Raw genomic sequence first — 23,264 nt, 5'->3', positions numbered from 1 at the left:
CAGCCCCACAAAAACGGCGGGGCCCGGAACGGGTGACCGGGAGCCTGCAGCCTTACCGGTATTCAATACTCACCGCCAGGGAGGTGTGCCAGCGGGACGGTACCGCCCCCTTAAAACGCAGCTCACCGCTGTCCGCCACCGTCTGTGCGCCGTATACCCCGTCAACCTGGCGCAGGGCGGCGTCACTGAACCGGCTCAGTCCGGACACGCTGCTGACCGTCATCTCCCGGAGCCAGACCGGGCCTTCACTGTCAAACAGGGTCTGCAGCACACCCGGCGTCTGCCCTGCCGGCATCACCTGCGTCTGTGGCGGCAAGCCGTTGCCCTGCAGGTCGCCATACAGCCCGGCATACTCCGCCCGGTCCCCCAGGACATGGCGCAGCACACCCGCCGCCTGCATCCGGAAGGTGAATGTCCCGGTACGGACATTTCCCTCCCCCGTCACCGGCAGTGTCACCGATGCCATACCCGGTGCCGTCCACGTCAGTGCAAAACCCTCGGTTTCCTTACCGTACGTCACCTGCGGCGCAAGCCCCTCCCGGCCGGCCGGGGTGGTCAGGATAGTTTTTCCCAGCAGGACCGTCATGGCCGGCAGGGGAACCGGTATTACCTGCTCCCCACTGCGCAGGACAGAGACAGCTTTCGTGTTTATCTGTGTGTTCCCTTCCCCGACCTTCCAGACCCAGGGATTACGGGTGCTGGTCACCGGCCCGCCCAGCTTCAGCTCTCCGCTGAAGTCTTCCCCCGGCGTGTTCCACGCCAGCACACAGGATGGCAGCAGGCTGGCAGCCAGCAGTAAAAGCGTCATTCGTTTCATTGTGTTCTTCCTCTCCCTGCCCGTTCTTTACTGGACCATCACCGTCACACTCAGCCCGGCCTGCCACTGCGCCGGCGTGTTTTCTGCCGGCAGGCGCAGCTCAAAATCCGAGACGGCGGACGCATAGGCCGCCGCCAGCCGGGTCACCCGGCCGTCAGCCAGCACGCCCTGACTGATAACCTGACCGTTATCTGCCGTGCTCATTCCGTTACCGAAGCCCCGGTTCAGCATCAGCAGGGAAGGCAGACGGCTTTTGAGCCACTGCGGCAGGGTGCCGGCCTGCACACCGCTCACGCTCTGACCGTTTACGAGCGACATGCCTGCCGGCAGAACCGCCCCGTCTTCCTGGTGTCCGGCGCTGACGGCCATTCCCTGGTCAAGGGTGAAAGAAAGCTGCCCCGCCACGTGACCGTTCTCCGGGTTACGTACCGGGACAGAGGCGCGGAAGTGCTGCGCCGTCGTGCTACCGCCAGCCGTCACGGAAAACGGCTGACCGTTACTGCTGAACGTGATGAAAGGCGTGAAGCCGGGACCACCGCGCTCTGCCACCTCATACAGATGGCCTTCCAGAAACGGCAGGGAACCCTTGCCGCGTAAATCAAAAACCAGTTGTCCGCTCTCTGTTCGGGCATCAGCGGTATCCACCGCCCATGTCTGGTCAGGGGAGCCCACCTGCCAGGTCCATTTCGGGGCCTCGTCAGTGACCAGACCGTGAAACTGTATTTCCCCGCCGTCAAGAATTCCGGCCCGGGGTGCTGCGGAATAAAACAGGGCCAGCGCGGCCAGGGCGGAAATAATAGATTTATAATGATGCGTTATTTTCATCGTTATTCACTCTGTTTTATCCGTTGGTCATAATTAATAAAAAACGAGCATTCAGATAAGCTGAAAAGAATAAACCCGGCACCGGCGTTCGCGGACATTTCCTGACTGACAGAGAAGCAGGAAATAAATATACCGGAATACCGGGTTTATTACCGGTGAGCGGCCGTAAAGCAGAACACCGGGTTAATGGTCAGACAACAGCTATATTCTGTTTATGCCTGATAACTGCCGGGTTAGTTATAAGAAACCGTAATCGGCAAGGAAACGTGCCATTTAATAGCGTCGCTGGCAGCTGGTTGATCCAGGGTAATAGACAAGTTAGCATCCTGCGGGATGCCTGAAGCATAATAAGCATGGTAGGTGTTCGCTGTGGAACTAAAATCAAACTGACCAACATTACCGGGAGCGTACGCTGTTCCGTTATCACTCCAGGTTTCAGCAATGCCCGGGAACAGAGTGCGTGCAAACGAATAAGCGTCACCTGAGTCAAACACCCCTTCAGCTGATTGTGGTAAGCCCCCGAAGAAGCCGCTATCTGCTGAAGAAGCATACAACATAACGTTACTATCAACACCATTGTTTGCCTGAGCTGCGACACGAAGAACGGTTTTCAGTGTACCGATTTTGTTCCCTTTATCATCATTCACTGTTGCGTTCAGATATACCTGTCCCTTTCCATCAGTCATGAACTGGGATGCATCAACAGCTCCCTTATAATCAATCTGTGGGTCAATCAACGGCAGACCTGTAAAACCATTAGCTACGTTACGAATACCCAGTACTGGAATTGCACTCGTATGTGAAATAGAAACGGCTTTCTCACCTTTTATAATCTGTGCATTCAAATCGCTCACAGCGGCACCAACACTCGTCTCCCATGGAATATATTTGTCCTGCGGTGCCAGGGTACCACCTAATTCCAAACTTCCGCCATTACCGCCGCCGGTCCACGCCATAGCCGAGCCGGATACCACTGCAGATGCAGCCACTGCCAGTGCAATCAGTGTTTTTTTCATGAATTTATTCCTTTCAGTTTTATAAAACAATTAAAGAACTATTTTGTTATTAAATAGTAATTCCGTCTGTTACCCGGTCTTACCGCAAAGCCATCCCCTGCCACCTTATTTATGTGGCATCACTGAGATATTTATCCCTGTAATACAGAATGGCTTTACGTTATTGCCGTAAATAACTGTGCGTCATTCACTCAGGTAATTCGTGGTGCCCTGCCGTTCTTTTTAACCGGCGCTGATACCTTCCACTTCCACCGGCACCTGCACATTCCCCCGGTAGTTCGCCGGTACCTCCAGCTCCGCCGGCGCGTCACTTCTCAGCTCCACCTGCCGGATTGCCGCCGGCACCGTGATAACCACATCCTCTCCCCGCTGGCTGGCCGAGAGGGCCGCCCGCTGCCCGTCCACCATCAGGGTGGTCTTCAGCGTGAGCCGTGCGTCCCGGCCGTCTCCCAGTGTCCGTTTCACCGTGATATACGCCATGTTTCCGGATGCCGGGCGACTTTCGGCATTGCGGATGACCAGCGTCTCCGGCAGCGGACCGTTGCTCTCCGTCCGGTACAGCACCGGGTCCGCCGGGGTGCGCGTCACCTTCACCACGCTGTTGCCCACCACCTGACCGTTCACCACGCCCAGGTACTGCGTCTTCTCGCTGTAATCCGCCGCCAGGACCGGCAGGGCGCTGAAGAGGGCCACCGCCATCAGTGCTTTTTTCATCATGGTTTCTCTTTATTCCGCAGGACCGGAAAGGGTTATTTTTTACCTGCCCCGGCCGCTGTTTTCGTCTCCGGGACCGTCTTTGCCTCCGGTGCCGCCGCTTTTTTCTGGTTGATGGTCCAGGTCTGCAGCTCGCCGTAATCGTTCAGGGAATCCACCTTCACCACATTCCCCTTCACCTGCACCTCATCCCCCGGCATAAACATCAGCAGTTTCTGAGCCGTGTCGTTGTCTACCGCAACCTTTTTACCGTTCGCATCCAGCAGGCTGCCGATGGCGTAGATATACGGCGTGGTGTTGACCAGCATCGTCCGCCCGTCCGGACGGACCTGCAGGCTGATGCCTTCCTCGGCGCCTTTACGGTCCTTCAGCAGCGCCTCCGGGCGGTAGAACAGCTTCAGCTTCGTGCGCAGGGCAATGGCAATCCCGCTTCCCTTCAGCGCCGGCGGAATATCCTGCAGGTTCAGCCAGTACACTGACTCTTTATCCTTCGGCAGGTGGTCAGAGGCCATGATGATACGCAGCGTCTGCTGCCCCTGCGGTTTCACCTTAAAAAAGGACGGTGTCACCACAAACGTCGGGCGGGTGTCTTTCTCCACAATATTGTCCACCCACGCCTGGCCGCCGAAAGTACGCTCCTTGTCATTGTTGGTCACCGTGATGGTCAGCGCGTCCTTGTCGCCGCGAAAAATATAGCGGGTCTGGTCCGCCGCCAGGGAAGCCAGCGCACTCTGGCTCGCCATCATCAGGGCCAGGGTCATTCCCAGCGCCTTCGTCACTCTGTTACGGAAAAAAGAACGCATTTTCTGGGTCTGTTTCATCGTCATCATTGTCCGGTTATGCTTATTCGCACGTAATTTCCTGTAGTTTCGCCGCAGGTATCCGGCACTGTCCCAGCGTGATATCGCCGGGGCGGTCCACCGCGTTAATCATCAGCACGCCGTTGTTCGCCACAAAGCCCAGCGGCGTGTTATTGCTGTCCCGTGCCCATGTGCCGCCCGGCACAAAGGCCCCGTCCGGCATCCTCACCTGCAGCAGGTAACGGTGCACCTTCAGAGCATCAAACGGCATCCACACCACCGCTCTGTCCGTCGGCACCACCTTCCGGCTGGTCGTGGACAGCTCCGTGTCCAGCGGCAGCGTGCCCGCATCTATGGTCACCGTATTCCAGTCATAGCTGTTCAGCGGTACTACCAGGTTTCCGTCACTGTCCGACGTTTCATTGCCGGACATCACCTTCACCCCCGGCGTGTCCTTCACGCTCACCACCGCCACCGTGTCCCCGGTGGTCCGGCTGAACATGATGTCCCGCGCCGCCGGCACCGCCAGTACCGAACCGCTGGCTGACACCGAACCACTGGTGCCCGAACCGGACGAGTGGTTCACCGTGCCGTTCAGGTTCGCCCGGTCGCCGCTGTAGGCGGCGTTCAGGTAACTGCTGACACCGCCGTCACTGTCACGGCCGCCGCCCAGACCGTAGCTGAACCGGTCGTTCAGAGCCCCGGAGAGACCGGTACTGACGCCGGTGCCGCCATCTTTACCGGTGCTCACCGTGGTGCTGCTGCTGTACTTCCGCTCAAACAGGGTGAATGGTACGGACACCGACGCGGAGGCCGACCAGGTGTTCTCCCCGTTCATGTTCCGGGACCCGGACCAGCCCAGACTCAGGCTGACGCTTTTTATCTGTGTGCTCAGGGTACCGGTAACTCCTGTCTCCTTACCGTTATCATCCCGGTACCGGTAACTGCCGGTCGTGGAGGCCGGGTAATAGCTCCGCTGCCATCCCGACGCCGACAGGCTGAACAGCCCTCCCACCGGCTGACTGATGCCCGCATTCCACTCATCCCGGGTCCGGCGCCCCTGGTTCTGCTGCAGCCATGTTTCAGCCGGGTTAAAGGAGGACATGTCCTCATATTCCTCACTCTGATGTGACCAGCTCACCCGCAGTCCGGTGTTCGTCAGCGCCAGCTGTTTGCTCCAGGCCAGTTTCACCTTATTCCCGCTGCGGCTGCCGTCCCGGTACTTCGCCGTGGCATAAGCGCCGTCAGCAGACACCGCCCCCAGATAACCGAGTCCCAGTACCGCACCGGCACTGGCGCCCTGCCAGTCCTGGTTGAACACGCCTCCCGTGCGCAGAGTCAGCCCGTCCAGACCATACCCGTATGACGCGGCAAACACCCCGCCCTCCAGGTCGCTGTCGTCGTCCGGTATCCCGGCCGCCACGCTGAACTCGTGCTGTCCCGGACTCAGCTGCCCGGCCATTACCGACAGCGGGAAGACCTGCGTCTGCACCCGCCCGTCATCCCCGGTGACGGTCATCGTCACGTCCCCGCTGCTGTACAGCGGCACATCCGTGACGGAGAACGGCCCGGACGGCATCATCCCCGAGTACAGCATCCTGCCGTTCTGGGTCAGGGTCACCCTTGAGGGACCGTTCGCAATGCCGCTGAACACCGGGGTATACCCCAGGTTGCCCGGCTTCATGCTGTTGTTCCGCGACAGGGACACCCCGTACGTGCCGGTACTGCCCAGCAGGCTGTCACCGGTTGAGGTCTTCCCGACCGCCAGGTCCGCACTCAAGGAGCGGATGGCCCGGGTGGCCGTGAACATGTTTATCGTGGCCTCGTTACTCCCGCCATCCCCGGTGCTGGCCGTGGCTGACGAGCTCACCACCCAGCGACCGATGTTGGCCTTCAGGTCTGCTGAGCCGAACGCCGACGTGTTGTACCGCCCGCTGTTGGCGTTCGCGTTGTAGTTCATCCGGAACGCCTCCGTGCCGTAGTCCCACTCCACGTTCTCCGGCATTTTCACCAGTCCTTTCTGCGGAATAGCCAGCGACAGGCTCTGGGTGGCGACATCGAAGTCCACCTTCACCGCCGGCGCTTTCGCCAGCACCCAGCACTGCCGCGTGGCGTCATACCCCTTACGGAAGTACTCCGCGCTGACATAAATCCCGGCCTTTGCCAGCCACGCTTCTGACAGACACAGCGCTTCGCTGTCCTGCGGCGTCACGTCCAGAATGTGTTTCCCGATATCCTTCCCGTTCAGGGATAGGTCCACCAGGTAGCGCCCCGGCGCATAATCTCCGTTCAGCGCCGCCCAGACCTCAGGGTTAATCCCCGCCCCGCCCTGAATAAAGGACATGTCCAGTTTTTCTCCGGCACTTGCGGTACCGCTGCCCAGGGCAACCGCTATCGCAAATGCCAGCACGGCATGGCGAAAAGACATCTGGCAGGCTGGCTGTCTTACGTTATTCCCGTTCATCAGCATTCCTTACTGGTAGGTGACCACAAAGGTCAGGGCGCCGTTGTACTCACCCGCCTTCACGTCCGCCGGAAACACCGGCTGCGCACGAAACCGGAACTGCCCCTTCGCGGCAAAATCCACCGGGTACTTCACCTCATGATTTGCCTGCGTGATGCGCCCCCGGAAGTCCGCCTGCGTATCCGCGGCCCGCACATCGATACGGATACCGTCGCCGGCGCCACGGGTGACCACACCCTGTCCGTCCAGCTGGCCCGGGTTGCCGAAATTCAGGGTGGCGATCTGCCCGGCCAGAAAGGCCGAACAGCCCTGAACGGTGGCGCCGGTCTCATACAGACGCACGGTGAAATCACGCGGCGGCACGGGTGCAGCGGACGACTTACGGTATGTCCCGAACGTCAGACGGCTGCTGCCGGTACCGTCAGCATCCACCACCACATGACAGGCAGAGGCCACCACATCAGCACTGAACAGGGTTTTCTGAACGGAAGCGTGAGAAAGCCCGCCCCCTGCCAGCAGCAGAAGGAAAAGTATCTTTATTTTTTTCATCGCAAATCCGGAGCAGACGGTTCAGTCTGCTTTATCATTCATGATGGCTGTAATAACCCGCCAGTTTATGCACATTCCTGCTGATAAAATTCAGCCGGTTAACACTGGTGCTGAGATACCCGCCACTCATACCGTGGCGTTCGCACACAACCTTTCTGGAATACCCGGAAACGAAATAATCTTTCAGGGCCAGAATAATCTTTTCACTGTGTATCGGGGATATATCAACAAGTAGCCAGAACTGCTCTTCGGACACTGCCCCCGGTTCGAGTTCCCCGGCCCTCACTATCCTGACGCCGGAAAATGATTTTTTATTCAGTTTCAACGGAACTTCCTTCCTTAACTTTTCCTTAACCTTCCCGGCAAGGAAAACATGTAAAGGGAAGATAACTAATCTTTTCGCTTATTATATTTAAGAGATTAATGCTGAAAAGGCCATTTTTAACGATCTTTTAATCCATAGTAAAGCCAATATGTAACACTAAAAACCAAAAAACAAACAAATAATAGATTAATACACCATAAAATAGCATTAAGCCAATACAAAAGATCGCCAAATAACCAGTCCACCATGCATTCCACTCCATTAAAAAATAAAGAATTAATTAACCAGAATCAAAAACAGAAAATAATAACGAAAAAGACAGAACTTCATGTAATAAAACTGAATATCACGATATAAAATACATTTAAATCAAATGGATACACAGCAACCTCGCAGCACTTAAAAAAGACGTTGATTTATAGTTAAGCCGGAATCGACCGCAAACAAAGAGGTTTCCCAGCCCCGAACAAGTACCGCAGGATATTATTCACTACGCAAGTATCTTCCTGTTTTTCAACAAAACGTAAAACAGTAACCGGGAATTAAAGGGGCCGGTGAACAGGGTATATAAAATACAGAATCATTAATGCCGGATAAAAACAACGTTCAGAAAACAGGCTGGGAGAGCATTAAATTATGTTCAGATATTAAAAAAAGGGAAATAAATAAAAAAAACGGACATGGTTGCCGTAATAAAATAACCTCCGTTCCATTCTTAAACATGGAACAGGTGGAAGAAGGGAAGGTGTTTACACACAGAGAAAACGTTCAGTCAGCAGATAAACAACCCGCAATGCCTGACTGCTGGAACTAAAAGAGTCTCTCCGGGTTAATACATAATTAAACAACAGACAGTGTAATTTTCGACAGGAAAGGAATGATCAGGGGAGATATAACACGGCTCCGATAACGGTCAGGTGCAGGACACAAAGTTGCGCAAACCAGCGGCCACCGGGCAGCAGACCTGACAGCATCATCACGCCCCCGGACGGGATATTGAGCAGCAGGACAGACATCGTCAGTCTGGCGGCAGCCATCATCTTCTGACATCCGATCGTCAAAAAGAACAGAACACACAGTCTGGCCGAGAATGTCTGCTGGTAAATACGCCCAACGCCTTTCAGGTTGCCAACATAGAATATGTCCTGTGACCCCAGATAACCGGGATGCGCCGTTTCGATTTCTCCACACGCCTCGTCGTCACTGGCTCTACGCTCCAGCGCTTTCAGGCGCTTTTTGAAGTTCTCAAGGTTATGGCGAAACCAAACAGAACGGACACCGCTTCCGGAGATAAAGACTCTCTGTTTACGTAACTCATTACTGGTTCTGTGCTGACCTCGCTGCTGCATAATAACAAGCGATAACTCTTATAAGTAACGTAGGACCAGGGTGTGTTTCGTAACTATTTTTTGTACAACTTGACGCTGCATATCGACGAAAACCCACTTAATTTGATGGAAAATGTTCAAAACTGAATTCATTTTTTATTTCAGGGGCAATGTTCATCCGTAACTTGAAGTGTCTGTGAGGTTAATGGATACGTTCTGGAGTTTAAACACTCTCCACCAAATCCCCCAACGTCACCATCAACATCATCGGATCCATCGGCGACGGTACAAACCCCACCCGCTGGTAAAATTCCCGCGCTTCATCCGACAGGGCGTGAACCAGCATCCCGCGAATGCCGATAGTCTCCGCCACTTGAATAACCCGCAGCCCTGCGTCGCGTACCAGCGCCCGACCAACGCCCTGCCCATGAAGCGATTTATCCACCGCCAGACGCCCCAATACCACAATCGGAATCGGGTCAGGCATATTGCGACGAAAGCGACCGGGGTCGGTATTCGTCGTGACCGCGCTGGACGCCAGCGAGTAATAGGCCAGTACGCTCGAATCGCTGCCACAACACACAAAGGTACGGGACGCACCAGTGGTCTGATTTTTCATCGCCCGCTGTTTCAGCCAGTTATCCATAGAATCCACACCGCAGCAAAACGGAGTAAGAATATGTCCGGCATGAAGCGGCTCAGGGGAGGAGATCATTTTTCCTGCTCCCACGGCGCAGGGGTCTGCATGGTTTTACGCAGTGCGGCATTAGGTGAAGGTGTTTGATCCAAACGAGCCAGAAATTCCTGATAAGCCTCTGGATCGGCCATAATGATGCGTTGTTCGATCAGCGCTTCCTCGGCGGCAGCACGGGCAGCTTCCAGCACAAAGTCAGTGCGGTTTTTCCCTCTGGCTTTCGCCGCTCGATCAATAAGATCGCGCTCGGCGGGTTTGATACGCAGGTTCAGGGTTTCGCGTTTCATCGCCATACTGTTTGCGGCTGGCATAGTGTTGTCCTCTTGTACTTCTGTGGATATTAAGTATACAACACGCGTAACGCAGATGTCATTACGATAAATTTAGAAGGAATAGAACCGGAGTATCGAACCGAAAGGTTTTCTACTCATTTAGAGATTCAGTACCAGGCTGTGCGCTGGCATTCGCTGTGAGTGATTCCTCCTCGGGGCCGACGCAGCAAAAGATTCACTACTGCCGCGCCAAAACACGCAACATTATATAATCAGAAAGCATAAACCTAACGGATACGCACAGTAAGAACCCCAATAACGTGTTACACCGTTTTTCATAAAGCCAACCATACGATTGAATGCGTCCCCTCCCCCTCAAACTTCCGGATATCGCTACGCCATCTATCCGCCGCAGTATATATTTACCGCGTTGTATGCCTTTCCTAACCGAGAACGTTAATATTTACCTCCAGGATAAACCTTATCACAAATTAAAATCAGATCTTATACCTCATGCTAACTACCTCCATGAAATTAAAGAGCTATTCTCTAAAAGATTAAAGGAAATTATTACTTAATTCAAATTTTAAAGAGATAATTTGATAATAACATGAGCCAATTCTTGTAAATTTCCATCTTTTTTTTTATACGCGACATAGTTTTTTAACGATACTATAATATGTAGAAATGCAATATAAAATAGCATTTTCCATAGAAAATGAAAAGATCGCCACCTGATACCTTAAGTTCGCAAATAATTATATAGCTATATATTAGTTTTCTTTTGAAATATTTTTCAGAATAATTTTTGATTTACACGCACATTTAATAAAAGGAAATTATCATGCTAAAAGTATTTAATCCCTCACCTGTCCAGGTGGGGAGCATTGAATGTTTACAATCAGCGCAAAACTGGCAGAGGAAATCCTTATCACTTCAGGGATTAAATTTACTGCAGTCCGTGCTCATCAAGCTCACCACGGGTAAAATTTCAATTACGACATCGTCCGGGGAGTATATTACGACATCAGGGCCAATGTTAATATTTTTAGCTAAAGATCAAACCATTCATATCACAATGGAAGAGACTCATGAACAGTTAAATTATAATTTAATTGAATTAGATTCAGCGTCAATAAAAAATGCTTATAATTTTTTTCTGTATGAACATGCAGACTTTTCGGCCCCATTAACAAAACCGACGACAAAACATCTGTTAGCGCCAATAGAAACAGGCGTAGCAAGAGTATTCAACCTCTTACACTCTTCAAATAAAAGCCAAAAACTATCCCAAGATAAAAAGGAATATTTAATAAGATTTCTACTTTCAGAGTTCATCTATGAACCCGAAGCATTTGCTCTCTTCAGAGAACTATCGCAAAATACATTAGCCGAAAACATTTATAATATTATTATAAGCGACATAAGTCGAAAATGGGCGCTCAAGGATATTTCTGACTCACTCTATATGAGTTGTTCCACATTAAAGAGGAAATTGAAACAAGAGAACACCTCATTCAGCGAAGTTTACCTTAATGCGCGAATGAATAAAGCGACAAAACTTCTACGCAATAGTGAATATAATATTACCCGAGTGGCTTATATGTGTGGTTATGATAGTGCTTCTTATTTTACATGCGTTTTTAAAAAACACTTCAAAACTACACCATCGGAATTTTTAGCGTTTTTATCTTCCTCTCGTCATCAATATGTTAATTGAGATATCTGACAATGCAGTATAAGAACAAAGCAAAACATATTAATATAAGAGATGGGATTCTGTTGCTCGCTAAAAAATTCGACCTAACATTGAGCGAGAAAAAAGTCATTTATTACGTGGCAGCAGGATTATCTGTTAAAAGTTGCTCAAATTTATTAGATCGAAATATAAAAACGATTTCAACACAAAAGAGATCAGCCTATAAAAAAATGGATATTACTACTGATGTTGAATTAATCCATTTGATGCTGAATGAGTTTTACATATCAGTCGATATTACGTAATTTTTTCTAAAATGTTGCCAAAGTGGTAGGCAAGGCAATTCTGGATATCATCTTCAGAGATCGGTGTGATATCTACGTTGTTTAATTTAACTGTTCCCGTATAGCAATGACTGGAATTTGATAGTGCTTTGATTAAAGAAGATTTACCTGAACCTGATGTACCAATAATACCCATAAAATCTCCGGGAACAGCAGTGAATGAAAGCTGTTCAATCAGTGTTCGTTCCGCAAACGCTATGGGGTAATTCTTCGCTGTCTATCGGCTGGCTGACGATCGACTCTACTCCGCCAGTGTTGATAACGATACCGGTAACTGGCATGTTTCTGTTCCGCAATCCGCTATTCTGTCGGGGGGGGGGGGAATCAGTACATCATTACGGCCACCGATCCCGCCGGGAATAGCGCCACCGCCAATGGAACATTTACAGGCACATCGCCGACGTAAAACCCGGTTAACAAGAGTTCCGGCGTAGATGAAATGATTTCGCTTAGCGAGGCGACATGGCATTCGGTAAGTGTTGATGAAGAATATTATGCCTGATAACTAAACATCACCATGCGAGGTCTCTTCGGAGGCCTTCTGAAAAAAACAGCATAATATTTATTGTCTGTTAATTATTACAGAGAGAGTTAATTTATAAAAAAAAGCGGCAGACTACGCTGCCGCAAATATGAGGAGGACAATTACCGTTACGCTACACCACAAAGTAATCCGTTACTGAGGTAAGTAAAACATAAATATCCCCAACAATGAATCAACGAATCAAGCAATCGTCAAATCATGGTATTAATAACCTTGTTCTGTTTTAGCATACTGTGACAGTAAAAATACATTTTAGTCATTCTGTATATCACACGAAAATTTATAAAACAGATTTGGTTCACTCACAATATACAAATTATTTTCATTATCCATGGCAATCCCTTCTGGTTGGGGGATATCATCTCTGAGCCCTGACCACTCCGCCGTCAGGAACAATCGATCGCGCACCCGCCACTCGGAACTGACCTCCAGAATCATTTTTGACTCGTCCGACAACACCAGCAGCGAATTCGTTGGGGCATGGTATTCAAGTCCGGAGACATCGCTCACACTTGCAGTGATGGCAGAAGGCAACGCTCTGGTGATACCATTTTTGCTCATCTCTACTTCTTTGATCATAATGGGTTTTCTTTCTTTTGCGGCATATAATCTCTCATTTTTCGCATCCCATGCCGTACCTTCCAGCCCTTTATTTTTTGCTTTGTCATAACCCTCAAGCTTCACCATGGAGATTATCTGCATGGTGCCGCGCTGAATATCCACCTGTGTTTTATAAACCGCGCCATCTTTCTCACTGCCTATCTGGAACTGGTTGCCCCCACTCCATGCAATAGACTCCGGGTCGTGGATGCCCTGGAGCGGCATCCGCCCTACCAGCTGCCCTTCTGTCGTTAACCAGACCAGTTCAGGGGGATTATTAATAACGGCGAAAAGCATCCTGTCTTCGGCGGAGTAGGTCAAACCTGAAAGGTTACTCTCAACTCCTGCGACTGGTTTTTGCTGAATAACCGCTTTATAGCTACTCAGTGCTAGCGCCGAGGGTTTATCACCATATTTGAGGATCAGTTGATAAACATAGCGTATATCGTCCCTGACCATAAATAAAATCACGCCCAAGAGTACAACCACAATAACGCGTTTTAGTAATCTCATAAAAAATCCATAACAGATCGCGCCACGACTGATGTCGTAACGAATTTCTTAAAAATAAAGCCGATGTCCGATAGAATCGTTATTCGGTTATGGCGAGCGCCATTAGCATAGGCAAAATGAAATAGTGAGGGTTATCACAAAAAGCCCGATTTTAATCACTAACGTACCCTTTTTGTAAATTGACATAATCAAGAGGAGGGTAGTTTCGGCTAATTATTTAAATAGTACGTCTGCAAATTCGCCCCTGTATGCAGGGCGAATGACAAAAAGTGATAATTAATGAGATGTAACACCGCAATCTGATCTGCTATTGCTGCTCCCACTTCTATTCAACCGGGCAGCAAAAAAATGAAACTCAACCTTATTACCGTCAGCCTGGCTACGCTCGTTGCCGCTGGCGCATTCCCGGCCCATGCCGGTCCTCAGGCGCATGTCGTGTGCGGCTATCACCACACGCTGGGCGATGACGCGATTATGATGTTTGGTAAAGCGAATCAGGCGATGTGGCATGACTTTTTTGGCAACACCCACACCGACGCGGTCTCAACCTACCAGACGTTGCGCGCGCAACCAGATACCACCTGTGATAATAAAGCCGACAGCTCCGCTTACTGGGCGCCGTCCATGAAATTACCCGATGGTGAAATCGTAAATCCGGCCTACCAAAAGACCTATTATCAATCTACAAATGTTGCGCAATATCCGCTCCATCCATTCCCGGCCGGGCTGGAGTTACTGGCAGGCGATCATCACGGTACTGGCCCCAGTTCCGCAATCACCTTTTTATGTGCCAACGGCAAAGGTTACACCAACAAGGTAGGCGAAATATGCGGCCTGCGTAAAGCGGGCGATGCCGTCCAGTTTAATATCGGGATCGCTTTCCCCAACTGTTGGGATGGCGTCAACCTGAAACCGACCCATAGTCACAATAACGCTATCTATGCCGACCACGGGAAATGTTCCGCAGACTATCCGGTCAAAATCCCGACGGTGAATATGAACATCGCCTGGGTACTCCCGCAGATCTCCTCGCTGGATACGTCTAAAGTGGAATTGTCGATGGACCCGGTAATGCATGGCGAAACCCGGGCAGAGCGCTGGGGAAGTCTTTATACCGCCCATGCCGATTTTATGAATGGCTGGACGGAAGATGGCGCGCAGTTTATGACGGATCTGTGTATGAATCAGGGACTGGATTGCGGCACTACGGTTCCTTACGCCTACAGTAAAGCGGAAGAAAATACCTGGGTAAGCAGCGAAGACGACAAGCCTCATGCCAGCGTCGATACCTTGTACGTACAGGATGACTGGACAAATGGCGGACGCACGCAGCACCCGGAAACGCTCACGCTGGTGAAATTTAAGATCCCGCCCCTGCCTGCCAATATGGACGCTTCGCTATTCAAATACCGTATTCGCCTTTTTGGCGGCAAAACGGAAACGAACGGCGCCGATCAAATTTTCTTTTACCCGACCAGCAATGACTGGCACGTCAGTACCGTGTCCTGGAACAATAAACCGCCGATCAACTACCGTTCCGATGCCGTGTTATATCTAAACCATTCACATGAGTATCGCATGGTTGATGTCGATAAAGCGGTGCGCAAAGCGCTGGCGGAAGGGAAAACGGAAATATCCTGGTATATCGGCGGCGACCGTCAGGGAAATCACTACGATTTCACGCCAGCGGACTCAAAACAGAGCCTGGTGCTGATGCTGACCGGTTTCAAAAAGACGCCGGAGCTGTAATAGTAAACTATGCCCGCTGACGCAACAGCGGGCACGATGGCGGCACAAGCATTATGGCACGCCATCAAAACCTGACCAATACCTCAGAAAAACAACCGTTTATTCTCAGGCTGTAGTCCCTGTTGCTGCTGAACATCCTGCAAATAACAGGTCGCTACGATGGCAAGCCGGGCATAGAAGGCGCTAACGGTATTGCGTTGCAGCAATTCCAGATAGCGGAATCCCCAGGGCAGCAGATGCGCCTCCAGTAACCGGTTGGCCGCCACGTTGTCGCCTCGTGCCAGCAGATCGCTACAGGCTAATAGCATCAGGCCAAACTGATCTTCCGGCTCGCGTTCACGGTCAGTGAATACCATGCCCTGCGCCTGTAAAAAAGCTCGATAATCGGCGGTGGTTTCCCCCATCAGCAAATTATCTTTTTCCAGATAGACCGATCCCCAGGGCGGGACGGGCATCTTTCCCTGGCCTTCAAACAACACGGAAAATTGCCATGTAAGCGCATCATCATCCGGTAGCGACCATGACGCACATAGTGATTCAATATGTCCGCGATCGCGCCAGGGGTAAAGCTCAGGCAACGTTGGCAAACAGTCGAACAACGCTTTCACCTCCGGCCTCTCAGGGGAGAAGTAAAACAGTGCGCCGAGGATACGCGGCAAAACAGCACGGGAAGGCATAGCAATAGCTCCTGAAATATTTCGCCTGATAACGCTACGCTTATCAGGCTTACATGGCATAAACCGGGCAAAAAACTACATTGGCAGCGTCCACAGATTGTAAAACGCAATCCTACCCGCCAACTCCGCCGCGATAACCACCACTGCCGTCATGGCCAGCACCGCAGCGCTCGATTTCAAGCGCGCGCAGACCACCACCCCGACCACACCCGCCGCCAGCAATATCGCCTGGGCGGTAAACCAGCTATGCTGCGCGGCGGTCAGAGCGCTATCGGCGCTCATCAGCGTCGCCATATAGCCCGGGCGCAGACAAAAGCTCACCAAAATCGCCAACACGCTGACCAGTAGCCCCAGACGGCGCACGCCAAACAATGCCGCCAACGCGCCGCCGCCAATCAACGGCGTCAATATCATCATTGCCGTGGTGTAAGATGAACGCCAGGTCGCCACCGTCGGCAGTTGGTAAATCTGCGGAACGGCGTATAAGAAGACCACCCCGACTATCGCCGCCAACCATACCAACGCGTTACACAGCGGCGTCGCCCGGTTCAGCAACAAACCGAGCGCCCCCAGACCGCCGAGCGCCGCAAAAGCCGCCGACAAGACAATCTCGTTACTCATCGGCGAATGTCCGACGCGCAGCAGCATATTCAACGCGCGCAGCGGTTGCCCGACGTGGAAGGTGCCGACAATGACGCCCAGCCCAAACAGGCACATCACCGAGAACAGACCAATAGCCTTGCGCCGCGGCGCGACCAGCCCCATTGCGCCGCCAATCAGCAGCAGAATAAACGCGCCGACCGCGCTCTGGGTAAAGACCGTAAAAAAGACCAGCGGTAACTCATGCATGGCGCACCTCCCGAATGTTCATGATTGCGCCTTCCGTATCGCCCGTGGGTCTCGCTTTCGGATGCGGTTTAATAATGAGGTTAGGATGGGTGAACGACGCTGAAGGCAGCGGCGCGATTTGATTCTCCGTGCCATATTTTGCCCGTAATTCATCGACAGGGCCGAAATCCAGCGCTCGCTGCGGGCAAGAATCCACACAAATAGGGCGCAGATTGTTCTCCAGTCGGTCAAGACAACCGTCGCATTTACGCATCACGTTCGCCTGCGTATCAAACTGCGGCGCGCCGTAGGGGCAGCGCATTTCACAATAGCGACAGCCGACGCATACGCTGTCATCCACCACGACCAGACCATCTTCTTTGCGTTTATGCATCGCCCCGGTCGGACAGCCAGAGACACATACCGGCTCATCGCAATGGTTACAAGCAATAGAGAGGTAGTAGGTAAAGGTGTCGTGATGCCAGCTTTCCCCCTCTTTCACCCAGCTTCCGCCGCCATATTCATAGACGCGGCGCAGTTTCGGACCGACATCCAGATCTTTATTATCCTTGCAGCTTACCTGGCAGGTTTTACAGCCTGAACAGCGCGAGGAGTCAACATAAAAGCCATACTGTTTCATCGTACATCACTCCTTAAGCGCGTTTAATTTCAACCAGATTGGTATGCTGCGGATTGCCTTTCGCCAGCGGCGAAGGATGGTGGCTGGTCAGCGTATTGATACAGCCGCCGACATCAACGCCGTTGCCGTCAAGCCGCGTCCACGCGCCCTGCGGCATCGCCGCCACGCCGGGTAAAATGCGCTGGGTCACTTTACAGGGAAGCTCCACCACGCCGCGGTCATTGAATACATGCACCCGATCGCCGGACTTCAATTGGCGGGCGCTGGCGTCAATCGGGTTAATCCAGACTTCATCCGGCACCGCCTCATGTAGCATCAGCACATTGCTGTAGGTCGAGTGGGTATGCCCTTTGGTATGGAAGCCGCTTAACTGCAACGGATACTTCGCCGTCAGCGCTTTGTTAAGATGCGACTCTTTCGCCGGACAAAATTCCGGCAATGCGGGAATTCGCTCGCCTTCTGGCAAAGTCCACGTTTGCGCCAGATCCGCCAGCGCCTGGGAGTAAATTTCAATTTTGCCCGACGGCGTGGAGAGTGGATTAGCCTCGGCGTCGGCGCGGAAATCGGCAAACGCAAGGCTCTGCTGCTCGGTCGCGATACGCTGGTCAATCACGCCCATCTCTTTCGCCACGCTCCACTCCGGCAGGTATGGTCGTTTTTCACGGATCTGCTGATAGTGCATCTCCGCCCACTGCGCCTGAGTTCGGCCCTCGGTATATTGCTCGCGCAGTCCAAGATGCCCGGCGATATCCGCGCAGATGTCATACGTGCTGCGCACTTCCCACATCGGTTTAACGGTTTTCTGAATCGCAATCATATAGTTATGCGATCCCGCCGCATAGGAGCTGTCCACCAGGTCTTCCGCCTCAAGATAGCTGGTCTCCGGCAACAGCAGATCCGCATACATCGCGCTGGGCGTCATATGGTTTTCAATCACGATAATGGTTTCACACAGCGATTCATCCGCGAGAATTTGACGGGTGCGGTTCGTTTCGCCGTGCTGATTCAGCAAGGTATTACCGGCCTGGTTGAAAAACAGCTTAATCCCGGTTTTTAGCCTGTCCGCGCCTTTCACGCCCATTGTCGTCGCGGTCATTTTCTCCGGATGCTGAATGGCGTCCGTCCATAGATAGCAAGGAATAGAGGTTTTGATCGGATTCTTACCGACAGGCAACAATGGCACGCCATACGGCGTACCGTAAGGCCAGTTGCCATTGTTGGTGCCGGGCCGCCCGAAGTGGCCGGTTAACGCTGGCAGCGTCTGAATAGCACGCACGGTTTGTTCGCCGTTGGCATGACGCTGCGGCCCCCAGCCCTGGCAAATATAGCAGGCGCGCGCCGAGGCGATTTCGCGCGCCAGTTGGCGAATACGCGTTGCCGGAATACCGGTGATATCCGCCGCCCATTCCGGGGTTTTCGCGATACCGTCATCGCCCGTGCCAAGAACATAATCTTTATAGCTGGCGTTAGGCGCAGCCGTGTCCGGCAAAGTGCTACGGTCATAGCCGACGCAATAGCGGTTTACCAGCGCCTCGTCGAGAAGCTGTTCGGTAATCAGCGTATGCGCGATGCCGGCGACTAACGCAGCGTCCGTGGTTGGGCGAATCGGTAGCCATTCGGCGTGTTCGGTAATCACCGAATCGGTATAGCGCGGATCGATAATAATGACTCGGGCTTTCGAGGTCTCCAGCGCCCGGCGCAGCTCTTCAACCTGACCGCCGCCGGACATCCGCGTTTCTGAGAGATTCAGACCAAATAGCACCACCAGATCGGAATGCGCGATCTGCGTAAAATGGCTACCGACATAATCGCCGTGGGTATAGGGCGTGGCGGTGGCGATTTGCGCCGTGGAATAGGTGTTGTGATAATTTAAATAACCGCCGGTGAGATTTAATAATCTTATCCAGGCGGGCCTGCCCTGCGTATGATAATATGCCCCGGATTGATAATTATAATAAATAGCTTCCCGGCCATATTGTTCGCTAACGCGCGTTAATTCCGCTGCAATAAAGGCCGTGGCCTCATCCCATGAAATACGTTTAAATTTTCCTTCACCGCGTTTTCCCACTCTTTTCATCGGATACTTAATGCGATCCGGGCTATAGACGCGCCAGCGACTGGAACGCCCACGCAGGCAGGGACGAATCTGATGCTCGCCGAATACCGCGTCATCTTTCGCGTCTTCCGGCTCAATGCGCACGATGCGATCATTTTTCACGATAACCTTAAGCGGGCATCGGCTGCCACAGTTGACCAGACAGGCGCTGTGCCTGACGGTTTCGTCGTTGGCATCCTTCGGTATCGGGGTATCCTGCGCCTGGGCAGTGGTAGCAAAAGGCAGCGTAATCGCCTGACTTAGCGTCACCGCCGCCCCTACTTTTGCAGTAGCGACAATAGCATCACGTCGGGTTATGGTTGTGTTCAGCCATTTTTTTATTTCCATTTTTTATTTCTCACATTGCTTCCATAATTATTAATAATATGTAATGAAAACTAATCATAATAGATTAAACATTAGCGCTGATTGATTGTGATCAAACGCATTCTGAACGTCAGTAAAAATAAAACGTGACACCGCATACGTTATTATAAAAATTAATGAAAAATTATTTTATGCAATTCTGATGAAAATAAATTACCCATCACGGTATCCGGCGATATTAATTAACGACATGACGTTTGCCAGTCGACATGAGCAGGTAGCGCCCCCTACAAGGTAAGACGGGCTTTTCAACACTGGAGCAACATCGCCTATGCCTTTGAATTAGACGCCTCATCAGGGATAATAACCTTACGATTCGTCCGCTCAGGTCCACTATGAAACACTCCCTGCCATGCCGGGCGTTACGCAAACGCCCCATGAAACTCGGCACTACCGTCATTCTGATGGTCAGCGCCGTTTTGTTTTCGGTGCTCGTTGTGGTCCATCTGATCTATTTTTCGCAAATCAGCAGCATGACGCGCGACGCGCTGGCAGATAAAGCGCTGGCGGTGGCGCGCTCGCTGGCGGACTCTCCGGCAATTCGCGAGGGGCTGAAAAAACCGCCTGCGGAAAGCGGCATTCAGACGCTCGCCGAAGCGGTGAGCCAGCATAATGGCTTTTTGTTTATTGTGGTGACCAACATGCAGGGCATCCGTTATTCGCACCCAGAAACGCAGCGAATCGGCCAACCGTTCAAAGGCGATGACATTCTGCTCGCGCTGCAGGGAAAGGAAAACGTTGCCATTAATCGCGGCTTTCTTGCCAAAGCGCTGCGCGTTTTCACACCGGTTTATGATGAACGCCACCGGCAGATCGGTGTGGTAGCGATCGGCCTGGAACTCAGTCACGTTACGCAGCAGATCAACAATAGCCGCGGCAGTATTATCTGGTCCATTCTGTTCGGCGCTCTGGTGGGGTTATTAGGCACGTATGCGCTGGTCAAGGTGCTAAAACGTATCCTGTTTGGCCTCGAACCCTATGAGATCTCAACCCTGTTTGAACAACGCCAGGCAATGCTGCAGTCAATCAAAGAGGGCGTTATCGCCGTGGATGATAGCGGCGAAGTCACGTTGATTAACCATGCGGCGCAAGCGCTGCTCGATTATCGAAAAACGCAGGATGACGCCAGATTATCCACCCTGAGTCATGCCTGGTCGCAGGTGGTGGACATTAGCGAAGTGTTGCGTGACGGTACGCCGCGCCGCGATGAAGAGATTATCGTCAAAGGCCGCCTGCTGCTGGTGAATACCGTTCCGGTGCGCAGCAACGGCGAAATTATCGGCGCGATATCCACCTTCAGGGATAAAACAGAAGTTCGCCAACTGATGCAGCGGTTGGACGGGATGGTGAACTACGCGGATGCGCTCCGTGAACGATCCCACGAATTCATGAACAAATTACATGTGATTCTGGGATTATTGCACCTGAAGAGTTATAAGCAGCTTGAAGCGTATATTATCAAGACGGCCAATAACTATCAGGAAGAGATCGGTTTGCTGCTGGGTAAAATAAAGTCGCCGATTATCGCTGGCTTTTTGCTCAGTAAAATTACTCGCGCCTCTGATTTCGGGCACAGCCTGGTGATAAGCAGCGACAGCCAGTTACCGGATAATAACAATGAAGATCAGGTTACGGTGCTGATTACGGCGCTGGGTAATTTGATTGAAAACGCGCTGGAAGCATTGAGCCAGGAATCCGGCGGCGAAATCAGCGTCTCGTTACACTACCGCCATGGCTGGCTGCATTGCGAAGTGAGCGATGACGGTCCGGGTATCGAACCTGAGCGCATCGAGGCGATTTTTGAAAAAGGCGTCTCGTCGAAAGGCGCCGAACGCGGCGTCGGTTTAGCGCTGGTTAAACAGCAGGTTGAAGCGCTTGGCGGCGTAATTTCCGTGGAGTCCGAGCCTGGGATCTTCACACAATTTTTTGTACAGTTACCCTGGGATGGAAAAAGGACCAGCCTATGATCAATGTATTAATTGTCGATGACGATGCGATGGTCGCGGAGTTAAATCGCCGCTATGTCGCGCAAATCTCCGGTTTTCATTGTTGTGGAACCGCTTCGACGCTGGAAAAAGCGAAAGAGTTTATCTTCAACAGTGAAAATCACATTGACCTAATCCTGCTGGATATCTACATGCAGCAGGAAAACGGTTTGGATCTGCTGCCTGTCCTGCACAGCGCAGGCTGCAAAAGCGACGTTATTGTCATTTCTTCTGCCGCTGACGCCGCCACCATTAAAGATTCGCTTCACTACGGCGTGGTGGATTATCTGATCAAGCCTTTTCAGGCCACGCGCTTTGAAGAAGCGCTGACCGGCTGGCTACGTAAGAAAACGGCGATGGAAAAACGCCAGTATTACGAACAGTCTGAGCTTGACCTGCTCATTCACGGTAATTCATCCAGCGAGCAGGAGCCTCGCCGGCTGCCAAAAGGGCTGACGCAGCAAACGCTACGCACCTTATGCCAGTGGATTGATGCGCATCAGGAGCAGGAATTTTCTACCGACGAGTTGGCCAACGAAGTGAATATCTCGCGCGTCTCCTGCCGTAAATATCTTATCTGGCTGGTGAATTGCCATATCTTGTTTACCAGTATTCATTACGGCGTGACCGGCAGGCCGGTTTACCGCTACCGCGTTCAGCCGGAACATTACTCTTTACTGAAACAATATTGTCAGTAAGGATACCGCATAAATCCGACGCGAAGCGTTATATCTTGGTAACATTTATTATAACAATGCCAATAAAAACGCTATCACATTAATAACAAACCTGGGAAATTGTGTCAGATCAAATATACTCAACCCAGGCCTGTTAACGTTATTTTCTATAATTACAGCGCTATGCGCTGTTTTTAATTTCAAAACGCTAACAAAAGTTAATTAAGTATTATCCCATGCCGAGAGTGTGTATTTTTATTAAAAAAGGGATTTGTCCGGAATTTTCCTGACACTTAAATAAAATTATGTTTGTAGCAATGGAGCTTGTGCTACGCCTATGGACAATACGTATATTGGTGAGCAGATACGCGTCTCCACACGCCATACTAATAATTTAAAAAAATGGCGTGACAATGATCACATAAGTCACATTCTGTTCGCTTTATCTCGTGATTTACCTGATGGCGAGACACAAAAATTAAAGAATAAACGCCTGTTTTTAAAACAGACAAATCATAATTTACTGCTCTCGCTGACTCCACCTGCCCATCGCCAGAGGGTACTCCCCTCTGAACATCACCATCGCAAGAAAATAATTACTTAAAGCAACTCTGTAAAAAGCTTAATCGTTAATCGTCGCCACTGGCGCATTGAATATTCGCCATTTCCTGATGCTCATTCACACAAATCAGAAGATGGCTGTGATCCATTTATCAAAATTG

General features: G+C 51.6%; 23 protein-coding genes and 4 pseudogenes. 10 read left to right on the top strand and 17 right to left on the bottom strand.

Translation table 11 applies throughout. The annotated features are described in order from the left end of the window. Positions 1–52: 52 nt before the first annotated feature. The 8 genes from ACLJPE_RS19235 to ACLJPE_RS19200 all read right to left on the bottom strand — a co-directional run bounded on the left by ACLJPE_RS19235 (position 53) and on the right by ACLJPE_RS19200 (position 7,510). Positions 53–817: a fimbrial protein gene (locus tag ACLJPE_RS19235; RefSeq protein WP_039513754.1), complete on the bottom strand. Its 765-nt coding sequence runs from the start codon at positions 815–817 to the stop codon at positions 53–55. A 27-nt stretch (positions 818–844) separates the two neighbouring features. After that, a complete protein-coding gene (faeH, locus tag ACLJPE_RS19230) occupies positions 845–1,642 on the bottom strand; it encodes a F4 (K88) fimbria minor subunit FaeH (RefSeq protein ID WP_039513757.1) in 798 nt (265 codons plus the stop codon). Positions 1,643–1,875: 233 nt separating this feature from the next. Beyond that, the gene (locus ACLJPE_RS19225; RefSeq protein WP_000751772.1) at positions 1,876–2,658 is read right to left on the bottom strand and encodes a hypothetical protein; all 783 of its coding nucleotides are present in this window, start codon (positions 2,656–2,658) and stop codon (positions 1,876–1,878) included. Between the two features lie 222 nt (positions 2,659–2,880). Next, on the bottom strand, positions 2,881–3,372 hold the full coding sequence (locus tag ACLJPE_RS19220) for a DUF5462 family protein (RefSeq protein ID WP_000709797.1): 492 nt from the start codon (positions 3,370–3,372) through the stop codon (positions 2,881–2,883). A gap of 35 nt (positions 3,373–3,407) precedes the next feature. After that, on the bottom strand, positions 3,408–4,193 hold the full coding sequence (locus ACLJPE_RS19215; protein ID WP_024134449.1) for a fimbria/pilus periplasmic chaperone: 786 nt from the start codon (positions 4,191–4,193) through the stop codon (positions 3,408–3,410). A 22-nt stretch (positions 4,194–4,215) separates the two neighbouring features. After that, positions 4,216–6,600: a F4 (K88) fimbrial usher FaeD gene (faeD, locus tag ACLJPE_RS19210; protein ID WP_380953757.1), complete on the bottom strand. Its 2,385-nt coding sequence runs from the start codon at positions 6,598–6,600 to the stop codon at positions 4,216–4,218. A gap of 45 nt (positions 6,601–6,645) precedes the next feature. Then, entirely contained in the window at positions 6,646–7,185 is a 540-nt protein-coding gene (locus ACLJPE_RS19205; protein WP_000721295.1) for a fimbrial protein, read from the bottom strand. Positions 7,186–7,219: 34 nt separating this feature from the next. After that, a complete protein-coding gene (locus ACLJPE_RS19200; protein WP_000773469.1) occupies positions 7,220–7,510 on the bottom strand; it encodes a PapB/FocB family fimbrial expression transcriptional regulator in 291 nt (96 codons plus the stop codon). Positions 7,511–8,096: 586 nt separating this feature from the next. Between ACLJPE_RS19200 and ACLJPE_RS19195 the strand changes: the two genes are divergently transcribed. Next, entirely contained in the window at positions 8,097–8,324 is a 228-nt protein-coding gene (locus ACLJPE_RS19195; RefSeq protein ID WP_031601974.1) for a hypothetical protein, read from the top strand. A 274-nt stretch (positions 8,325–8,598) separates the two neighbouring features. On the opposite strand, the pseudogene ACLJPE_RS19190 reads toward ACLJPE_RS19195, so the two are convergent. From ACLJPE_RS19190 to ACLJPE_RS19180, 3 genes and pseudogenes are all read right to left on the bottom strand, one after another. Beyond that, positions 8,599–8,847, bottom strand: a pseudogene (locus ACLJPE_RS19190) (IS481 family transposase); the annotation flags it as partial. A gap of 214 nt (positions 8,848–9,061) precedes the next feature. Beyond that, positions 9,062–9,553 (bottom strand): GNAT family N-acetyltransferase, encoded by a 492-nt coding sequence (locus ACLJPE_RS19185; protein WP_031601973.1) that lies wholly within the window; start codon positions 9,551–9,553, stop codon positions 9,062–9,064. After that, positions 9,550–9,843 (bottom strand): DUF1778 domain-containing protein, encoded by a 294-nt coding sequence (locus tag ACLJPE_RS19180; protein WP_001110450.1) that lies wholly within the window; start codon positions 9,841–9,843, stop codon positions 9,550–9,552. Before ACLJPE_RS19180 ends, ACLJPE_RS19185 begins: the two co-directional genes overlap by 4 nt. A gap of 316 nt (positions 9,844–10,159) precedes the next feature. Here ACLJPE_RS19180 and ACLJPE_RS19175 point away from each other — a divergent pair. The 3 genes and pseudogenes from ACLJPE_RS19175 (at position 10,160) to rtsB (ending at position 11,808) form a co-directional block, all read left to right on the top strand. Continuing rightward, positions 10,160–10,382: pseudogene (locus ACLJPE_RS19175) on the top strand (hypothetical protein). A gap of 266 nt (positions 10,383–10,648) precedes the next feature. After that, positions 10,649–11,524, top strand: a complete 876-nt coding sequence (locus tag ACLJPE_RS19170; protein WP_039513762.1) for an AraC family transcriptional regulator — start codon at positions 10,649–10,651, stop codon at positions 11,522–11,524. Beyond that, on the top strand, positions 11,521–11,808 hold the full coding sequence (gene rtsB, locus ACLJPE_RS19165; RefSeq protein WP_001269916.1) for a transcriptional regulator RtsB: 288 nt from the start codon (positions 11,521–11,523) through the stop codon (positions 11,806–11,808). The genes ACLJPE_RS19170 and rtsB overlap by 4 nt, the downstream gene beginning before the upstream one ends. Here the strand turns inward: rtsB and ACLJPE_RS19160 are convergent. Further along, positions 11,801–11,983 carry an ATP-binding cassette domain-containing protein gene (locus ACLJPE_RS19160; RefSeq protein WP_001527266.1) on the bottom strand — a complete coding sequence of 61 codons (183 nt, stop codon included), beginning with the start codon at positions 11,981–11,983 and terminating at the stop codon, positions 11,801–11,803. The genes rtsB and ACLJPE_RS19160 overlap by 8 nt on opposite strands. A gap of 19 nt (positions 11,984–12,002) precedes the next feature. On the opposite strand from ACLJPE_RS19160, the pseudogene ACLJPE_RS19155 reads away from it, so the two are divergent. Beyond that, a pseudogene (locus ACLJPE_RS19155) lies at positions 12,003–12,102 on the top strand (hypothetical protein); the annotation flags it as partial. A 112-nt stretch (positions 12,103–12,214) separates the two neighbouring features. Continuing rightward, a pseudogene (locus ACLJPE_RS19150) lies at positions 12,215–12,349 on the top strand (hypothetical protein); the annotation flags it as partial. 294 nt (positions 12,350–12,643) lie between these two features. Here the strand turns inward: ACLJPE_RS19150 and ACLJPE_RS19145 are convergent. Then, positions 12,644–13,549: an SdiA-regulated domain-containing protein gene (locus tag ACLJPE_RS19145; protein ID WP_023220383.1), complete on the bottom strand. Its 906-nt coding sequence runs from the start codon at positions 13,547–13,549 to the stop codon at positions 12,644–12,646. A 303-nt stretch (positions 13,550–13,852) separates the two neighbouring features. Between ACLJPE_RS19145 and ACLJPE_RS19140 the strand changes: the two genes are divergently transcribed. After that, the gene (locus ACLJPE_RS19140; protein ID WP_000773780.1) at positions 13,853–15,253 is read left to right on the top strand and encodes a DUF1996 domain-containing protein; all 1,401 of its coding nucleotides are present in this window, start codon (positions 13,853–13,855) and stop codon (positions 15,251–15,253) included. Between the two features lie 83 nt (positions 15,254–15,336). Here ACLJPE_RS19140 and ACLJPE_RS19135 read toward each other — a convergent pair whose 3' ends face one another. The 4 genes from ACLJPE_RS19135 to ACLJPE_RS19120 all read right to left on the bottom strand — a co-directional run bounded on the left by ACLJPE_RS19135 (position 15,337) and on the right by ACLJPE_RS19120 (position 19,841). Continuing rightward, positions 15,337–15,930 (bottom strand): molecular chaperone, encoded by a 594-nt coding sequence (locus tag ACLJPE_RS19135; RefSeq protein ID WP_001542855.1) that lies wholly within the window; start codon positions 15,928–15,930, stop codon positions 15,337–15,339. A 75-nt stretch (positions 15,931–16,005) separates the two neighbouring features. Continuing rightward, a complete protein-coding gene (locus tag ACLJPE_RS19130; protein WP_000544929.1) occupies positions 16,006–16,779 on the bottom strand; it encodes a dimethyl sulfoxide reductase anchor subunit family protein in 774 nt (257 codons plus the stop codon). Further along, the gene (locus ACLJPE_RS19125; protein WP_000816143.1) at positions 16,772–17,398 is read right to left on the bottom strand and encodes a DMSO/selenate family reductase complex B subunit; all 627 of its coding nucleotides are present in this window, start codon (positions 17,396–17,398) and stop codon (positions 16,772–16,774) included. Before ACLJPE_RS19125 ends, ACLJPE_RS19130 begins: the two co-directional genes overlap by 8 nt. A 13-nt stretch (positions 17,399–17,411) precedes the next feature. Beyond that, positions 17,412–19,841: a DMSO/selenate family reductase complex A subunit gene (locus ACLJPE_RS19120; RefSeq protein ID WP_023207450.1), complete on the bottom strand. Its 2,430-nt coding sequence runs from the start codon at positions 19,839–19,841 to the stop codon at positions 17,412–17,414. 374 nt (positions 19,842–20,215) lie between these two features. Here ACLJPE_RS19120 and ACLJPE_RS19115 point away from each other — a divergent pair, with 374 nt between their 5' ends. The 3 genes from ACLJPE_RS19115 to ACLJPE_RS19105 all read left to right on the top strand — a co-directional run bounded on the left by ACLJPE_RS19115 (position 20,216) and on the right by ACLJPE_RS19105 (position 23,146). Beyond that, positions 20,216–21,847 (top strand): sensor histidine kinase, encoded by a 1,632-nt coding sequence (locus ACLJPE_RS19115; RefSeq protein ID WP_000682903.1) that lies wholly within the window; start codon positions 20,216–20,218, stop codon positions 21,845–21,847. Continuing rightward, a complete protein-coding gene (dcuR, locus tag ACLJPE_RS19110; protein ID WP_000611307.1) occupies positions 21,844–22,563 on the top strand; it encodes a two-component system response regulator DcuR in 720 nt (239 codons plus the stop codon). The genes ACLJPE_RS19115 and dcuR overlap by 4 nt, the downstream gene beginning before the upstream one ends. A 316-nt stretch (positions 22,564–22,879) precedes the next feature. Further along, positions 22,880–23,146 (top strand): hypothetical protein, encoded by a 267-nt coding sequence (locus ACLJPE_RS19105; protein WP_001530565.1) that lies wholly within the window; start codon positions 22,880–22,882, stop codon positions 23,144–23,146. The last annotated feature ends 118 nt before the right edge of the window (positions 23,147–23,264 follow it).

The organism is Salmonella sp. SAL04196, assembly GCF_046550835.1.
GTDB lineage: Bacteria > Pseudomonadota > Gammaproteobacteria > Enterobacterales > Enterobacteriaceae > Salmonella > Salmonella enterica.
Note: the sequence above shows the minus strand (reverse complement) of the source record. Positions and strands in the feature narration are given on the sequence as shown.

Coding starts and splice junctions, on each gene's coding strand:
- ACLJPE_RS19205 (WP_000721295.1), bottom strand. CDS start 7,185: ATGAAAAAAATAAAGATACTTTTCCTTCTGCTGCTGGCAGGGGGCGGG.
- faeD (WP_380953757.1), bottom strand. CDS start 6,600: ATGTCTTTTCGCCATGCCGTGCTGGCATTTGCGATAGCGGTTGCCCTG.
- ACLJPE_RS19220 (WP_000709797.1), bottom strand. CDS start 3,372: ATGAAAAAAGCACTGATGGCGGTGGCCCTCTTCAGCGCCCTGCCGGTC.
- ACLJPE_RS19185 (WP_031601973.1), bottom strand. CDS start 9,553: ATGATCTCCTCCCCTGAGCCGCTTCATGCCGGACATATTCTTACTCCG.
- dcuR (WP_000611307.1), top strand. CDS start 21,844: ATGATCAATGTATTAATTGTCGATGACGATGCGATGGTCGCGGAGTTA.
- ACLJPE_RS19120 (WP_023207450.1), bottom strand. CDS start 19,841: ATGGAAATAAAAAAATGGCTGAACACAACCATAACCCGACGTGATGCT.
- faeH (WP_039513757.1), bottom strand. CDS start 1,642: ATGAAAATAACGCATCATTATAAATCTATTATTTCCGCCCTGGCCGCG.
- ACLJPE_RS19140 (WP_000773780.1), top strand. CDS start 13,853: ATGAAACTCAACCTTATTACCGTCAGCCTGGCTACGCTCGTTGCCGCT.
- ACLJPE_RS19225 (WP_000751772.1), bottom strand. CDS start 2,658: ATGAAAAAAACACTGATTGCACTGGCAGTGGCTGCATCTGCAGTGGTA.
- ACLJPE_RS19170 (WP_039513762.1), top strand. CDS start 10,649: ATGCTAAAAGTATTTAATCCCTCACCTGTCCAGGTGGGGAGCATTGAA.
- ACLJPE_RS19115 (WP_000682903.1), top strand. CDS start 20,216: ATGAAACACTCCCTGCCATGCCGGGCGTTACGCAAACGCCCCATGAAA.
- ACLJPE_RS19180 (WP_001110450.1), bottom strand. CDS start 9,843: ATGCCAGCCGCAAACAGTATGGCGATGAAACGCGAAACCCTGAACCTG.
- ACLJPE_RS19105 (WP_001530565.1), top strand. CDS start 22,880: ATGGACAATACGTATATTGGTGAGCAGATACGCGTCTCCACACGCCAT.
- ACLJPE_RS19160 (WP_001527266.1), bottom strand. CDS start 11,983: ATGGGTATTATTGGTACATCAGGTTCAGGTAAATCTTCTTTAATCAAA.
- ACLJPE_RS19135 (WP_001542855.1), bottom strand. CDS start 15,930: ATGCCTTCCCGTGCTGTTTTGCCGCGTATCCTCGGCGCACTGTTTTAC.
- ACLJPE_RS19195 (WP_031601974.1), top strand. CDS start 8,097: ATGCCGGATAAAAACAACGTTCAGAAAACAGGCTGGGAGAGCATTAAA.
- ACLJPE_RS19125 (WP_000816143.1), bottom strand. CDS start 17,398: ATGAAACAGTATGGCTTTTATGTTGACTCCTCGCGCTGTTCAGGCTGT.
- ACLJPE_RS19130 (WP_000544929.1), bottom strand. CDS start 16,779: ATGCATGAGTTACCGCTGGTCTTTTTTACGGTCTTTACCCAGAGCGCG.
- ACLJPE_RS19215 (WP_024134449.1), bottom strand. CDS start 4,193: ATGAAACAGACCCAGAAAATGCGTTCTTTTTTCCGTAACAGAGTGACG.
- ACLJPE_RS19235 (WP_039513754.1), bottom strand. CDS start 817: ATGAAACGAATGACGCTTTTACTGCTGGCTGCCAGCCTGCTGCCATCC.